This is a genomic window from Flavobacterium sp. UW10123, assembly GCF_040538975.1.
In the GTDB taxonomy this organism is placed as follows: domain Bacteria; phylum Bacteroidota; class Bacteroidia; order Flavobacteriales; family Flavobacteriaceae; genus Flavobacterium.
Map to the genome: position 1 here is coordinate 35,098 of NZ_JBEWQE010000012.1, position 16,569 is coordinate 51,666.

Annotated in this window: 11 protein-coding genes; 2 read left to right on the forward strand and 9 right to left on the reverse strand. The window is 35.7% G+C overall.

Annotated features, from left to right (window positions below):
* The first annotated feature begins 10 nt into the window (after nucleotides 1-10).
* Nucleotides 11-934 carry a PorP/SprF family type IX secretion system membrane protein gene (locus ABXT06_RS14885; RefSeq protein WP_354591450.1) on the forward strand — a complete coding sequence of 308 codons (924 nt, stop codon included), beginning with the start codon at nucleotides 11-13 and terminating at the stop codon, nucleotides 932-934.
* A gap of 12 nt (nucleotides 935-946) precedes the next feature.
* Nucleotides 947-2,875, forward strand: a complete 1,929-nt coding sequence (locus ABXT06_RS14890; protein WP_354591451.1) for an OmpA family protein — start codon at nucleotides 947-949, stop codon at nucleotides 2,873-2,875.
* Between the two features lie 79 nt (nucleotides 2,876-2,954).
* Here the strand turns inward: ABXT06_RS14890 and ABXT06_RS14895 are convergent, their stop codons facing one another.
* The 9 genes from ABXT06_RS14895 to ABXT06_RS14935 form a co-directional block, all read right to left on the reverse strand.
* The gene (locus ABXT06_RS14895; protein ID WP_202001850.1) at nucleotides 2,955-3,368 is read right to left on the reverse strand and encodes a 3-hydroxyacyl-ACP dehydratase FabZ family protein; all 414 of its coding nucleotides are present in this window, start codon (nucleotides 3,366-3,368) and stop codon (nucleotides 2,955-2,957) included.
* Nucleotides 3,369-3,512: 144 nt separating this feature from the next.
* Nucleotides 3,513-4,493 (reverse strand): glycoside hydrolase family 43 protein, encoded by a 981-nt coding sequence (locus tag ABXT06_RS14900; RefSeq protein WP_354591452.1) that lies wholly within the window; start codon nucleotides 4,491-4,493, stop codon nucleotides 3,513-3,515.
* A gap of 196 nt (nucleotides 4,494-4,689) precedes the next feature.
* Nucleotides 4,690-5,865, reverse strand: a complete 1,176-nt coding sequence (locus ABXT06_RS14905) for an aldose epimerase family protein (protein WP_354591453.1) — start codon at nucleotides 5,863-5,865, stop codon at nucleotides 4,690-4,692.
* 22 nt (nucleotides 5,866-5,887) lie between these two features.
* Complete coding sequence (locus ABXT06_RS14910) at nucleotides 5,888-6,910, reverse strand: glycoside hydrolase family 43 protein (protein ID WP_354591454.1); 1,023 nt, start codon at nucleotides 6,908-6,910, stop codon at nucleotides 5,888-5,890.
* 109 nt (nucleotides 6,911-7,019) lie between these two features.
* Nucleotides 7,020-8,828 carry a glycoside hydrolase family 2 protein gene (locus ABXT06_RS14915; RefSeq protein WP_354591455.1) on the reverse strand — a complete coding sequence of 603 codons (1,809 nt, stop codon included), beginning with the start codon at nucleotides 8,826-8,828 and terminating at the stop codon, nucleotides 7,020-7,022.
* A 219-nt stretch (nucleotides 8,829-9,047) separates the two neighbouring features.
* Nucleotides 9,048-10,076 (reverse strand): glycoside hydrolase family 43 protein, encoded by a 1,029-nt coding sequence (locus ABXT06_RS14920; protein WP_354591456.1) that lies wholly within the window; start codon nucleotides 10,074-10,076, stop codon nucleotides 9,048-9,050.
* A gap of 343 nt (nucleotides 10,077-10,419) precedes the next feature.
* A complete protein-coding gene (locus ABXT06_RS14925; protein WP_354591457.1) occupies nucleotides 10,420-11,595 on the reverse strand; it encodes a cellulase family glycosylhydrolase in 1,176 nt (391 codons plus the stop codon).
* A 273-nt stretch (nucleotides 11,596-11,868) separates the two neighbouring features.
* A complete protein-coding gene (locus tag ABXT06_RS14930) occupies nucleotides 11,869-13,392 on the reverse strand; it encodes a RagB/SusD family nutrient uptake outer membrane protein (RefSeq protein WP_354591458.1) in 1,524 nt (507 codons plus the stop codon).
* Between the two features lie 18 nt (nucleotides 13,393-13,410).
* Nucleotides 13,411-16,416, reverse strand: a complete 3,006-nt coding sequence (locus ABXT06_RS14935) for a SusC/RagA family TonB-linked outer membrane protein (RefSeq protein WP_354591459.1) — start codon at nucleotides 16,414-16,416, stop codon at nucleotides 13,411-13,413.
* Nucleotides 16,417-16,569 lie beyond the last annotated feature (153 nt).

Genomic DNA, 16,569 nt, shown 5'->3' on the forward strand with positions numbered 1-16,569 from the left:
AGAATTGGCTATGATTAAAAATATAAAAAAGGTTTTCGCGATAATTACTCTATTCTCGGTATGTGGAACCTTTGCACAACAGGACCCGCAATACACTCAATATATGTACAATACACTTACAGTAAACTCGGCTTATGCTGGTTCATTAGGACATTTGGCCATCACAGGAATTTACAGAACACAATGGGTGGGTATTGAAGGAGCGCCAGACACGCAAAGTTTTTCATTAGACACTCCAGTGGGAAAAAATGTAGGTCTTGGAATTTCAATTGTAAACGAAGAAATAGGACCAACAGACGAGCAATATTTAGATGCCAATTTCTCTTATACCATTAAATCTGGCGAAACGCACAAACTTTCCTTTGGTATAAAAGGTGGCGGACGCGTCATCAATATCGATTGGTCTAAAGGAAGCTACAAAGATCCTGATGTGCAATTTCGTGAAAACATAACTAACAAATTTCTTCCTGTAGTCGGAGCAGGATTGTACTGGCATGGAGAAAGGGATTATATCGGGCTTTCCGTTCCAAATTTCATGACCCGCGAACGCTACACTTATGATGATATCAGCGAAGATCTAGTTAACCAGAGAATACATGTTTATCTTATTGGAGGTATTGTTTTTGACCTTTCGGCACATACCAAATTTAAGCCTGCAGTTTTTGTAAAATATGTGGCAGGAGCCCCGCTTATAGCAGATTTCTCAGCCAATTTTATGTTTAATAATGTATTGACACTTGGAGCTTCTTATCGTACTTCAGATTCTGTAAGCGGTCTTGTCGGAATCCAGATTACACCAATGATTATGGCTGGTTATGCCTACGATTATACTACAACCGCTCTACAAAATTACAACAGCGGTACGCACGAAATTATGCTTCGATTTGAACTGGTTTCACGCAAAAAAGGATTAAAATCACCAAGATTCTTTTAATACGGATAGTCTATGAAAAGAACAATTACTATACTCGCATTATTGGTTATACAACTGATTTATTCGCAAACCAAAAACAAAGCTGCCGATGCTCTTTTTGATAAGATGTATTATGTTGAAGCCGCAAAATCCTATGAGCTTTCCATAAATAATGGCGATGCATCTAAAGAAACGCTTCAACGTCTTGGAGACGCTTATTATTTTAATACCAGAATGTCAAGCGCTTCTAAGTGGTACGGAAAGCTGATTGCGGATTATCCCAACGAAGTTTCTGCCGAATATTTATTTCGTTATGCACAGTCTTTACAGGGGATTCAGAATTATGAATTGGCAAAAAAATGGATGAAAGCCTTCGCCGAAAAACAAAAATCAACCGATGTTAGAGCTAAAAACTTTTCGCTTAAAAATGTGACATTAGAAGATATAGAAAACATAAAGCCTTCTTTTGTGCTTGAAAACTTAGACATTAATTCTGCCTATTCTGATTTTGGTCCCATGTTTTACAAAGGCGATCTGGTCTACTCTACCACAGTTGATTCTTCGTATTTTAAAACTGAAAAATATGGATGGAATGATCAGCCTTACTTGAATATGCAGTTGGGTAAAATTAGCGAAACACAATCGAATGTTACTTTTAAAGAGCGTTTCGGAAAAGACATTACAACAAAATATCACGAAGCCTGCATCGCCTTTTCCCCAGACGAAAAAACGATTTATTTTACCCGAAACAATTACAACGGAAAACTGAAACGCGACAGTAAAGGCATCAATAATCTTAAAATCTTTTCTGCCACCGCAACAGAAAACAGCAATGGCACAGTTTCTTGGAAAGATATAAAAGAACTGCCTTTTAACAGTGACAATTATTCTGTTGGGCATCCATCCGTAAGCAAAGACGGCAAAAAACTTTATTTTGTTTCTGATATGCCTGGAACAATTGGATCTACAGATATTTTCGTTGTAGAAATATTAGGGAACAATCAATTCTCTGAACCAAAAAATTTAGGAGAAAAAATAAATACGACTGGGCGCGAAATGTTTCCATACATTACCGATCAAGCATTGTATTTTTCTTCTGACGGATTTTTGGGTTTAGGAGGTCTAGATGTTTTTGAAAGCCGAATAAATGATGGAGCATTTGACTCTCCGGCAAATCTTGGAGCACCATTAAACAGTAACAGAGATGATTTTGGCTATATCGTTAACGAATCAACCAATAAAGGATTTGTCTGTTCCAACAGAAAAACTGGTAAAGGCGATGATGATATTTACTCTTTTGAAAGATCATGCAATCAAGCCGTAAGCGGTTATGTTTTTGATGCTATTTCAAACAACAGAATCGCTGGTGCCATGGTAACGCTGAAAAATGCAAACGGAATAAAAGTGGCAGAAACCGTTTCCCAATTGGACGGAAAATACGATTTTAATAACAACGTAAATTGCAATACGCCATATACAATTGAAGTCACAAAAGAGAACTACAACAGTAATACTAAATCAATTGTAACGGCAAACAATTCAGGAAAAACCGAGGCTTTAGTTGGCTTAGATCCTGCTTTGATTGTGCGCGAAAATGGTCTTTTAAAAATCAAAATCGGAATTATCTACTTTGATCTAGATAAATCTGATATTCGTTATGATGCTGCAATAGAATTAAATAAAGTAGTTCTGTTAATGCATCAGTATAATACTGTTGTAATTAAAATTGAATCGCATACCGACTCGCGCGCCAACGACCAATACAATCTCGAATTGTCTGACCGAAGAGCAAAAGCCACACGAGATTATCTAATTTCTCAAGGCGTTGCACCTGAAAGAATCGAAAGCGCAATTGGCTATGGCGAAACCCAATTGCTCAATAATTGTTCAAATGGAGTTCCCTGCACAGAAGCACAGCACCAAGTCAACCGCCGAAGCGAATTCATCATAACAAAAATGTAAAAAAACGCCTTAAGAATCCAATCTTAAGGCGTTTTTCTATAATCTTTCTTCTTGCTTCTTTTCTCTATTGACTATTCTCTCACTGAAGCTTCACACACATCCACTCACCTTTCATAATCAATTTATCTTCATCAAAAGCTTCACCCGATTGTTTTATGATTTTTTCGCTTGTACGAATGTTTTTTACAACAAATTTAACGAGTTTATTGAACTCAACACCCGCAAAAAACTCAACATTGTCCATACTAACCAATCCAAAAACGCCATCTGCAATTCCTAAAAGTTTAATTCCTGCACCTCCACATTGTGCCATAGCTTCGATTAAAATAGTTCCCGGAACAAAATTAAAATCGGGAAAACTGCCCTGAAGCCAAGCATCTTTATCTGTAAACGTCTTTAAACCAATGATTGTGTCTGTTGTATAAGAAATAATTTCATCTACAAAGAGAAATGGGGCACGATGCGGAATTAAATCTTCTATTTTTTTTGTCATGTCTGTAATTTTTAACAATGTACGAATCTGAAGCGAAATAGACAATATTTAAATTGCATCTGTGTTAAAAGCAGGTTAAAATGTTAAAAAAAGGCTGACTCAATTTGAGACAGCCCACTTATCAGCTCTAAAATCACAAAGCTTTTATTCTTCTAGTAAAATAAAACTTTTAGCATTTGCCTTAATTTTATTTCCTTCAAAATCAATATCGATAATTCCAGCTTTTCTTGGAGAAACACCGCTATTGCTAAAATGAGTATGTAGCACGTACTTCATTTTTCCACTCTTATCATAAAAAACATCTCCGTGGCCAACTCCATTTATTCCAACGTCTTTACGGCTTATTATTGGACTTTCTGCAGCTTTTTCCCAAGGTCCATAGGGACTTTTTGCTGTTGCATAACCTACAGCATAATCAGGATTTCTAAAATCATTGGCAGAATAAATCATATAATACAAATCGTTGTGTTTTAATACCGTTGGACCTTCTGTAACTGGCCAAGATACATTTTGCGTATTTTCCCAAGGAAGAACCCCAGAAATGCATTCTTTCAGCGTTTCTTCTTTAATTCCCGAAAGATCTTCTTTTAATTCTGTTACAAAAATTCTGTTCCCATTAGTCAAACGCACGTGATAAAGGTATTTTTTGCCATCCTGATCAACAAAAAAGAAAGGATCGATCTGTTTGCCCGAATTAAACATTGGAGCCTTAGAATCATTCTTAAATGGTCCCAGCGGACTATCACTGCTTGCAATGGCAATATTCTCATCGGCAGTATAAATCATATAGAATTTATTGCTGTATTTAAAAATCTGCGGTGCCCAAAAACCTTTCGTTCCATAAGCATCTCCTTTTTTTAATGCCAATCCATTTTGTGCTCCAACGGGACCCTTCCATTTTTTTAAATCGGAAGAAGTGTACACTTGAAAACCTTCTCCATTAGGAAAATCTCCTGTCGTTGTTCCGTACAAATAATAAACTCCATTTTCGTAAAAAATAGTTGGATCTGCCAACAAGATTGGTTGCTCTTTTGAAGTCGCTTTTTTAACCGTTTCTTTATCTTGAGAGCAACAAATAAAGACACAAAACAGACTTAAAAGCGTAAAATACTTTTTTATTTTCATTATTAAACTTTTTATTTAATTAAATCAATTTAAAAACTAAAAATCAATTAGTTAAAATATTACTATAGAAAAATTCTATGATGCAAATTTTGATAAAAATCCGTCATTTAGCTTCAAAAAACTCCTTTTTATTTTTCACATAAAAGTCTTTCGCATAACGTTTTCCAACTCCTAATTTTCAACTCAAAACTCATAACTATTTAACCGAAAATTTATACAAAGAAACGGTATGATACTTCTCTCCTGCTTTTAATGTTATCTGAGGGAATTTTGGCTGATTTGGCGCGTCTGGAAAGTGCTGTGTTTCTAAAGCAAAAGCAGTTCTAAAATCATCTTTAGCACCTGATTTAAAGGTGTTTTTGCTTTGCATAAAATTTCCGCTATAAAATTGCAATCCAGGCTCTTCTGTATAAATATCTAAAGTAATACCTGAAATATCTCCTTTAATTGTTGCCGCATGAATAAATTCGTCTTTTTTAGTGCTATTAAGCACATAATTATGGTCATAACCTTTTCCGAATTTAAGCTGTTCGTCATTGGTTTCTATTCTTTCGCCAATTTTATGTTTTGATGTAAAATCGAATGGTGTATTTTTTACCGATTTCAATTCTCCAGTCGGAATCAAACCTTCATCAACTGGTGTAAATTTATCTCCGTAAATCTGTAATTCGTGATTTAAAATTGTACCGCTTCCTTCTCCATTCAAATTGAAAAAGGCGTGATTGGTCAAATTTACAATCGTAGTTTTATCGGTTGTTGCTTCATATTCCATTTTTACCGCATGATCATCTGTAATAGAATACGTTACTTTTACGTTTAAATTTCCAGGAAAACCTTGTTCTCCATCTGGTGAAGCATAGGTAAAAACCAGCGTATTCTCATTTGTCTTTTCAGCATTCCAAACAACGTCTTGAAACCCTTTTACACCACCATGTAGCGCATTTTTTCCATTATTTAACGGAATTTGGTACTGCTTTCCTTCCAGCGTAAATTTCCCTAATGCAACTCTGTTGCCTACCCTTCCAATTGTAGCGCCAAAATACGGTTCTGTTGATTTTTTAAAACCTTTTACGCTATTCATTCCGACTACAACATCGGTTGGTTTTCCGTTTTTATCTTTAACCCATAAACCTACCAACCGTCCGCCATAGTTGGTAAAAGCAGCTTTTATATCTTTATTTTCTATCCAATACAAACCGACTTTTTTACCATCAATGATGGTATCGAAGTTTTTAGCTTCTAAAACCATTTTTACTGAATCTGACTTGATTTCTGAGCTTTCTTTTGAAACCGCATTTTCCTTTTTACTGTCTTTACAGCTAAACTGAAAAAGTACAAGCAACAAAACTGCAGCAATTTGAATATTTTTCATTTTTATCTTTTTTTAAATGATTTTAATTTGATGGAATTACCAATTGAATTCCTTCACTAACTGGCTCACCCAAAACTGGAAAACCGTTGGAATCCCAGTCAATTTTCTGCATTCTTGGCGATCTTTTGTTTCCGCAGCCCTCGCCTGGATTTGTATTGGCGTGGTATAGAATCCAATCTTCCTTTCCATCAGGAGATTTAAAGAATGAATTATGCCCTGGAGCATAAACTTTATTTTTTTCAGATTGTTTAAAGATCGGTTCAGACGATTTTTTCCAAGCATTTGGATCTAATAAATTATCGCTTCCGCTAAAAGACAACAAGCCTAGAGCATAGAAATCGGTCCAACAGCCGCTTGCCGAAAACACAATAAAGATTTTTCCATTTCTTTCTAAAAACTGTGGCCCTTCGTTCACATTTACCTGTGGCGGATTCACCTCATCATGCAAAGCGCCATGTGTTTCCCAATCGTTTGTTGGTGCAGAAATCATAACGCGATCGCCATCAATTTGAAGCGGATTTTTCATTTTGGCAATGTAAATGTTCTGCTGACCGTTTTTATCTCCTTCCCAGCCTGCCCAAATCATGTATAGCTGTTTTTTATATTCAAAAACATTTCCGTCAATTGCCCATTTATCGGTTTTCGCAGCGATTTTGCCTTTAAACTCAAACTTTCCTTTAAACGGATCTGAAGATTTATTTTCTAAAACATACATTCTGTGATTGTTGTTGTCGCCATTATCTGCTGCGAAATAGCAATACCATTTTCCCTTGATGATATGAAACTCTGGCGCCCAGATTTCTGCCGAATAATTGGAGTTTTTCGGTGGTGTCCAAATCACTTTGCTTTCTGCATTTTTAATATCTGAAAGGTCTTTTGTTTTCCACAAAACCAATTTGTTTCCAAGTGTGTTCGTGTAGTAATAATAGCCTTTGTAATACGTGCTATAAGGATCTGCTCCCGATGGAAGGATTGGATTTGTGAATGTTTTCTGTTGTGCGAAACTTATCGTTGTTAACAGAAAAAAGATTAGATATTTTTTCATTTTTAGTTTTTTGTTAGTCTTTGAATTTTCTCTCGCAGATTTCGCAGATTTTGCAGATTTCTTTTTATCAGCGTGATCTGCAAAATCTGCGGGAGAAATAAATTTAACTCTAATTCAAAGCATTAATAACCTCCGTATTAATCTTATTCACCGCTTTAAAATCCATTTTATCGACTTTTCTATCGTAGGTCATAAAACCGTTTACTTCACCTTCAACATCTGTTGTTTGAGTGTAGACTGCAGCCGAGAATCCCGTTTTAACGTATTTTCGAAGGATTTCCGCGTACTTTTTGTATTCAGCGGTAACTTCTGCCTCATTTTTAAATTTGATGTAACCCCAGTTGTCATTTGCTCTCCAAAGATGTCCTTCCAACGGAAGACCAATTCCACCATACTCTCCCAAGACCGTAACTCTTCTCGCATCGTACAAATACATTTCTGGCCCTGGATAATTGTGTAAATCTAAAATGTCTCCTGTTTGAAAATGGTTTCCTCCACTTGCAGAATTAATCAGACGCGTTGCATCATGATTTTTTGTCCACTCAGTAATTTCAACGGTTTTAAATTGTCCCCAAGCTTCATTAAACGGAACCCAAACCACAATACTTGGATACGAATACAAATGATCCATAATTTCGCGCCACTCTTTTCTATAGATTTCTTCCGATTTTGCCGAACGTTGTAATTCTGTTCCTTCAAAATACTTTCTGTTTTGCCAAACTGGCTGATCGTCTCCGCTTGGCATATCTTGCCAAACCAAAATTCCTAACTGATCGCAATGCGTATACCAGCGCTCTGGCTCTACTTTTACGTGTTTGCGAATCATATTAAAACCTAATTCTTTAGTTTTAATGATATCGTATTTCAAAGCTTCATCGGTTGGTGCTGTGTACAAACCGTCTGGCCACCAGCCTTGATCTAAAGGACCAAATTGGAAATAATCTTTGTTATTTAACTGCATTCTCATTATCCCGCTTTCATCTCGTTTAGACGAAATTTTTCGCATCGCAAAATAACTTTTCACCTCATCAACCATTTTATTTTTGCTCATCAAGCAAATTTTCGTCTGATATAAAAATGGACTTTCAGGCGACCACAGTTTCGGATTATTTAAAACAATATCATTGCTTTCGCCTACAACCGCTTTTTCTCTAGCGATTTCTTTTCCATCATCAAAAACAGAAATTTCTATTAAATCTCCTTTTTCTGCTCCATTTACCTCAGCTTTTATACTGATCGTATTTTGATCGATATTTGGGGTTGTTTTTAACGATGTAATATTTTTAACATTTACAGGCTCAATCCAAACCGTTTGCCAGATTCCGGTAACGGGCGTATACCAAATTCCTTCTGGATTCTTAACTTGTTTTCCTCTTGGCTGAGGCCCATCGTTGGATGGATCCCAAACTTTCACAACGAGCTTCTGATTTTTCCCTTTTTGGATGAATGGTGTAATGTCGAATGAAAATGGCGTATATCCTCCTGTATGCGAACCTACTTTTACATCATTCACAAAAACTTCTGTTTTCCAATCTACAGCGCCAAAATGCAAAAGGATATTTTTTCCGTTCCAACCTGATTCGATTGAAAAATCGGTTTCGTACCAAAGTTCATTTTTAGAACCAACTTCTTTCATCACGCCAGACAAACTCGATTCGACCGCAAACGGAACTAGAATGTGCCCATCATATTTTGAAGGCGCGGCTTTTCCAAATTCTTGAATGCTATAATTCCACAAACCATTCAGGTTTTTCCATTGTCCACGCTCCATAATCGGACGGGGATATTCGGGCAAAGTTTTATTCGGATCAACCTGCTCTGCCCATTTTGTTTTGATTTTATCTCCTTGCGGTTTCCATTGTGCATTTGCTACAATGACCGAAAACAAGGCTAAAAAAAGGATACTTTTTCTTTTCATACTCTATATTTTTAGGCATTTAATGAATGCCATGATTTTCTTCTAAATCAAAATGAATTACCGGGCTCATCTCCACATAAGCCCGATAATTACTGAACTAAACTAAACTAACTTAACTAACCATATTTTTAATTGTGAATTATGAATGGTTAATTGTGAATTAACTTTTCCTCAATAGCCACCATCAATAATTCACCATTCACAATTTACAATTCACCATTATTTCCCGAATTTCTTCACTAAACTGTCGTATTCTTTTTTAGAGATTGTAATCATACAGCCGTGACGCACTTTTTCTGGGAGACTGTATTTGTCCCAATCTGAGAAAAAAGTGTAGCCTGAGGCTTGAAACCAAGGTCCGTTTAGGTTATCTGCTATTGATAATCCGTATGAAACTCCTGGATATTGTTCGTAATACATATACCATATTTTGTCATCTGGAGAAGGAATCAGCATTGGCGCTTCTCTGAAGTTTGGACTGATAGATTGCTGGGGCAAAGAATAAGGTCCTAAAAGGGATTTTGATTTGGCAATTCGGATGGTTTTTCCCGTTGTCCAATACAAAGTCGGATAGGTTTCGTCTTTAATCACGGCGTAGTAGGAATCGCCAACTTTACGAATAAAAACATCAATCGTCCCCATATCCCAATCAAATAAACGTTTTGGAGTTCCTTCAAAAGTTTTTAAATCTTTAGACAAAACATACAAAGTACGCTGACTTGCCCAATAACGTTCGCCGTCTTCTTTGGTTCCTTCCAAATGCGGTGTGTGCCAAGTCATGATGAACTTTTGAGAATCATTATCGTAATACAATTTAGGAGCACCAATTCGCTGTAAAGCGTTAGAATAATCTGGCGTGCTTTTTAGATCTGGCGTATAATCGGAATGTTTTTTCCAAGTAATTAAATCATCCGAAACCCAGATATTAATGCTTTTAGCATCGTCTCCTGTATTTCCTGCAATGTAATATTTCCCGTCTGGACCTTTGCAGATATCGGGATGTCCCTTATAATCTTCAAAAACGCGTTTTCCATTGTTTAGATTTTCCCAATGCAGTCCATCCAAACTTACAGAATAATATAATCTGCCATAATCGCTATGCGTCATATGCGCAAAAAGATAGGCTTCGTTTTTCGGTTTTTCATTTCCCCTCACTTGTCCTGGCGGATCTGGCTGTTGTGCATTCGCAGGAAAACCTATCACGATTGCCGTTATTAAAAGAAGTTTTTTTATTGTGTTTTTTTTCATGCTGCTAAAAGGTTTAAAAGTTTTTTCGCCACGAATTCCACTAATTTTCGCTAATTTTTTTTGCCACAGATTTCACAGATTAAAATGTTTTTTTTCAAACATAGCCCAAGGTTTCAACCTTGGGAACACGGCGTGTGGAAATTCATTGCGTACCCAAGGTTGAAACCTTGGGCTATGTTTTAATGTTGCTACAGAAAAAAAATCCTTTTGAATCCTTTTGAATCCTTTTGAATCCTTTTGAATCCTTTTGAATCCTTTTGAATCCTTTTGAATCCTTTTGAATCCTTTTGAATCCTTTTAATCTGTGGCAAAAAATTATCTAATCATCAAATTGACACATTATCTAATTCTTTTTATTCGCCTCAGCTGTCATTTTCTTAATCAAATCCGTTTCGGCTTTGATGTATGGCGTTCCGTCTGTGTGTAATACGTCGTGAAACCATAATTTTGGTTCTGCGGTATATGTTTTTGTCCAACTATCCCAAGCATATTTCGTTTGTGTTTTTCCGTCTACAAATCCCCAGTTGATCATTCCTACGTTGTATTTTCTAGCAAGAGGTAAAAATCCTTCGAAAGTGCTTCCATTTGGTCTTGCCATATATTCTGTACAGATTAATGGTTTTCCGTAACGCTTTAATTGTTTAATTACTTTTTCGAAATCCTGAGGTGTGTTGTAATTGTGGAAAGAAACAATATCAGACTGCTCAATTTGCATTTTATGCATTGGTTTCATTTTCGCTTCATCGCTCCAATCTCCTACCCAAACTCCAGAAGTCAATGGCTGAGAAGGATTGCTTTCTCTCGCCCAAACAAAAACATCTTTTAAAAGCGGTAAGATCAAATCGACTTTGTTTTTGATTTCTACCTTTTCGTATGATGGTCCTGTCATGTTATCTGGCTCGTTCCAAACATCCCAGCCTAAAATACGTTTGTCATCTTTAAATTTGGCTACCGTTTCTTTTACGTATTTCTCTAAACGAGGATATTGTGTTTTATCCTGCAAAGCTTTTTGACCTGGCGCCTGAACCCATCCTGAATTATGCGTATGCGGTTTTGGAGCGCGCTGTTTTCCTAAAGCAGGAAACGGATCCCAACAAGAATCAAACAATACAAAAAGCGTTTTGATATGATGTTTGTCTGCGATTTCAAGAAACTGATTCATGCGTTTGTAAAGTCCTTCCGCATCTTGCTGGTGCAATAAATCGTGCAGATAAACACGCATTACATTCATGCCTAAATTTTCTGCCCAACCCAATTCCTGATCGATTCTTTTTGGATCAAAAGTATCTTCCTGCCACATCTCTAACTGATTTATAGCCGTGCTAGGAGAATAATTTGCGCCAATCAACCAAGGCTGTTCTGCGTACCATTTATTGGCCTGATCTTTTGTCCAGATTTCTCTTTTTTCTACAGAGACGGTTTCGTTATTTTTTTCTTCAGGATTACTTTTTTTATTGTTGCAACTAAGCAATACGAGTCCTGCTAACATAAATGTCAGACACAATTTTACTTTCTTCATTTTAATTTTGTTTTTTCTGAACGATTGTTCTTTATAATAAGAGAACCAGATTTTTACATCTGATCCCCTCAAAAAATCAGTTTTAACTCATTGAATAATTTTTTCTATTCTTTAGCTTAATTCAAATCTCTCTAAATCTGATTTAATCTGTATAAATCTGCGTGAAAAATAGATGCAAGAAAGTATTTCACGCAGATTTTAAAAGATTTCAGCAGATCAAATTAGATCTTACTTGTTGAATGAAAGTATTTTATTTTCATCCAATTCGTAATTTTAATATCCAGAGTTCTGCTCTAGATTTGGATTATTATCTACATCACTTTGCGGAATTGGCATTCTGTGATTTTTACCAACTGTGAAGTTTTTAAAATCTGGATCACGAAGCGCAATTTTATCTACAGAAGCTTGAGTATTCAAATCTCCCCAGCGTTTTAAATCTTCCCAACGAACACTTTCGCCGCATAACTCTAAAACTCTCTCCATTTTTAAACGTTCTAAGAATTTATCATGATCGTTTCCAATTTCAGGATGTGCCGTTGCCAATGCATTCATGTTGGCACGAGTTCTTACCAAATCAACATATTGATACGCTTGAGCAGTATTTCCCAATTCGTTTAAAACTTCCGCGTAGCGCAATAAAATATCGGCATAACGAACCAATCTGTAGTTTACTTGGCTGTAGTAATCCTCATTATTTCTGTAATAATCACGGCTTCCTTTTCTAAACCAAGCTTCATTATTGTTCCACTCCCAATTTCTTCCGTAGGTTTTGTCTCCAAAATCAGCTAATAACTGAGGGTAGAATAAAGTCCATCTTAATCTTTCGTCCAATTTTCCGTCTTTATTGTTTTCTTGCTTAAAAGCATCTACTAACCAGATACGCGCTTGTCCGTCAGACCATCCAATTCCTCTTGGGGCAAAAAACTGAGAACGGTTGCTAGAAACAGCCGCATTTTGATCTTCTCCTGTCCCTCCTTTTCTTTGGTCTCCAAATTGGATTTCAAAAACAGATTCACTGTTGTTTTCATTTGTGTCAGTAAAATTATCTCTGTAATTAGACACCAAACTGTATTTAGCACCTGCGCCAGAAATTAGATATTCTAAAGCACTTTTTGCTTCAGACCATTTATGCTGCTGCATGTAAACTTTTGCTAGAAAAGCTTTTACAGCACCTTTATCAGGTCTGCCTGTTTGATCATCTGCCCAATCATTTGGCAAATCTTCATAAGCTTCATTCAAATCTTTTTCGATTTGAGCCCATACTTCCGCTAGTTTTCTTTGCTGTGGCAAATCTGAAGGTAACGATGGTTCTAAAACTAATGGAATATCTTCCCAAAGAATCGCAGCATAGTAATAATGCAATGCTCTAAAGAATTTAGCCTGCGCTAAAATTTTCTTTTTATCATCTTCATTTTGAAAAGTGATATTTGGAACATTAGCCAAAACCTGATTGCATCTAAAAACGGCTTTGTAGGTATCTCTCCAAGTCACAGCATTCCCTTCCCAGAAATTATAATTGATATAATTGAATCTTGTCCAGTCTGCTAATTCTGTCCACGGACTAACACTATAACCTTCGTCTGAAGTTAAATCTAAACGAAAATACATCCATCTTGCCCATAAACCATCTTTATAAAACATGGCATAAATAGAGTTAACACCTGCTTGGGCATCATTTTCAGTTTTCCAGTATTGATCTACTTGTATCTCATTTGGGCTGTCGAAATCAAGTTCTTTTTCACATGCAGTAAAAAAAAGACCTAGAGAAACTACGGTTATTATTAATATTTTTTTCATTATGCTATTTTTTTAAAATTAAAAGCTAAACTCAACACCAAATGAATACGTTTGTAAATTTGGGAAAGCTCCATTGTCAACACCTCTTTCGAAAATATTTCCATTACTAAACTCAGGATCCAAACCTTTATATTTTGTAATTGTAATAACATTTTGCGCTGACAATGTCAATCTCGCTCTTGTAATACCAGATTTATCTAAAACACTTTGTGGGATATTGTATCCAAATCCAATATATTTAAGACGGATAAAATCGCCGTTTTCTAAGAATCTGTCGCTATCTCCTCTTGAGTTTAATGTTGAACCTTTTGTAATTCTAGGAAAATCAGTATTTGGGTTTTCAGGTGTCCAAGGCTGGATTCCTTTTCTGTAATTGCTATTGTCATCAAAACGATCTACAACACTTCTAAATCCATCATAAACAGTAGCTCCGTGAGAAGCAATCCAGTTCATAGAAAAATCAAAACCTTTATACTCTGCTCCAGCGTTTAATCCCATTTCAAATTCTGGCCAAGGACTGCCAACAACCGCTTTATCTTCGTTAGTAATTTGTCCGTCTCCATTATTATCTTTAAAACGAATATCACCAGGAACAGCATTTGGCATAATTACTTTTCCGTCAGAATTTTTATAATTGTTAATTTCCTGCTGATTTTGAAATAATCCGTCAGTTTCCAAAACATACCACATTCCCACTGGCATACCAGCTCTTGTAACCGTGTTTCCAGAGTAGTTTTCGTTTTGTCCGTTACCTAATGAAACCAGTTTGTTGTTTACTTTTGTAAAATTTACAGAAGCATTGAAAGACAATTCATTGATTTTTTTGCTATAAGCCAATTCCAATTCAAAACCTTTATTTTCAACCGTTGCTGCATTAGAAATTGGATTTCCACCATCATTTCCTGTAGTTAATAAAATTGGGAAACCAAATAATACGTCTTCTGTACGAGCAATAAAATAATCTGCCGTTAAACGTAAATCATTATTTAAAACACCAAGATCTAATCCTAAATTGGTTTGTTTTAATTTCTCCCAACGAAGTTCAGGATTTGCTAATTTAACCTGCGTTGCTGAATTGTATGCGTTTTGTCCATTCCCTAAAACAATCAATCCGTTTGTATTAACGAAGCTTTTGTATTCGTAATTTCCAATATTTCCTGAACCTAATTCTCCATAACTTCCTCTTAATTTTAAATCTTTAATAAATTCTGATTTAAAGAAAGATTCATTACTAATTCTCCATCCTGCAGAAACTGAAGGGAAGTTTGACCATTTGTTTTCATCACTAAATCTTGATGATCCATCACGTCTGATAACAGCATTAAATAAATAGCGATTATCATAGTTATATTCTAATCTACCTAAATATGACGCCAAAGCAGCTTCAGATATACTTCCTCCAACTACAGGATCAGTTCCTAAATCTAAAACCTCAAAATATTGTCCTGTTGCTGAATTTATTGGAAGATTTCTTTTTTGACCGTAAATAATATCATATTTATCTTTTTGGTAAGTCTGTCCTACTAAAACAGTTACATCATGTTTACCAAATTCTTTTTTGAAAGTCAATGTATTTTCAAATAACATCGTTTCTGATCTCGCTTTATTTTGATCTGTCAAAGCTGGATCTTGCGGCTGATTTAAAGTCCAGCTTCCCACCTTTCTCAAAAATTTATAAGAGTCGAAACTAGTTTCATAACCAAAATTGAAACGGTATTTCAACCAAGGAGCAAATTTTAGCTCTGACCAGATATTTCCTCTAATTCTAAAATTTTGATTAATAACATTTGCAAAATCAGCAATTGCTAAAGGATTAGTACCAAAAGTATCAGCAACTCCTTGTTTTCCGTATCCATATCCTCCCCAATTAGTTGGGTCATAAAGCGGAATTGTTGGTGTCATTCTATAAACATCTATAATTGGATTTCCAGACATTTCATCTGTTTTAGAATTACTGATTGCTAAGTTTTCTCCAATACTGAAAATTCCTTTTGTACCGCTTGAATTTACTCTGAACGAGATTCTGTCAAAATCGGTTCCTATAACAGTTCCTTCATTTCCAAAATAATTTCCAGACATAAAAAATGTCGAATTTTCATTTCCGCCAGAAAAACTAGCATTATAATCTTGCATCATTCCTGTTTGGAAAGTTGCATCTTGCCAATCTGTATTTACAGCCATGTTAAGATTCTGTCTTTGCAATCCAGCATTATCATAAGCCATGTTGTTGTATTTTGCAAACTCATCAGTCTCCATCAAATCATAACGCGGCATAGTTGTAAAACTGGTTTTTGCTGAAACTTCAACCTGAAGCGGACCTTTTTTACCTTTTTTAGTCGTAATAATAATTACACCATTTGCAGCACGAGAACCATAGATTGCTGCTGCAGATGCATCTTTTAAAACCTGAATGCTTTCAATATCATTGGGGTTAAAATCTCTGTTTGCTGAAGTTACTAAACCATCTATTACATATAATGGATTTGAACTTTGAAGGTTTTTTAATCCACGGATTTCTACACTTGCTTCTTGTCCCGGGCGTCCGCCACCGCGAACTTTAACTCCCGTAACTAAACCTTGTAATCCGTCAGCAACTGTAGTAATTTGTCGTTTCTGGATTTCTTCTGGTTTTACTAAAGCAACTGCTCCCGTAAGATCTTTTTTCTGTTGAGATCCGTAACCTACTACAACTATTTCGTCGAGTTTCATGGCATCTTCTACCATTGTAACATTTATAGAAGTTTTGTTATTGATGGCAATTTCTACTGTTTTATAGCCTTGCGAACTAAAAACTAGTGTCTGATTTCCGCTAGCCGATATTTTAAAGCTTCCGTCAAAATCGGTAACAGCACCATTCTGTGTTCCTTTTATTAAAACATTCGCAAAAGGAACCGCTTGTCCGTCTGCGGTAGTCACTTTTCCCGTAACATTTATTTGCTGGGCAAAAGCGGACTGCAGTAATAAACTAAAGAAAACCAAGAGGTAATATCTCTTCGTTAAAAAGTGAGTGAACTTTGTTTTCATTGATTTTTGCATTTTAGATAGTTTTATTTCTTTTTGTGGTTTGGTTTAATGAAATATTGCTCTTTTTTAGTCGTCTGGAATACGGACAAAAAAAGAACTAATATTCTTTAGTTGTAATAAATTGTTCATTTTGTTTCAAAATTATTAATGGTT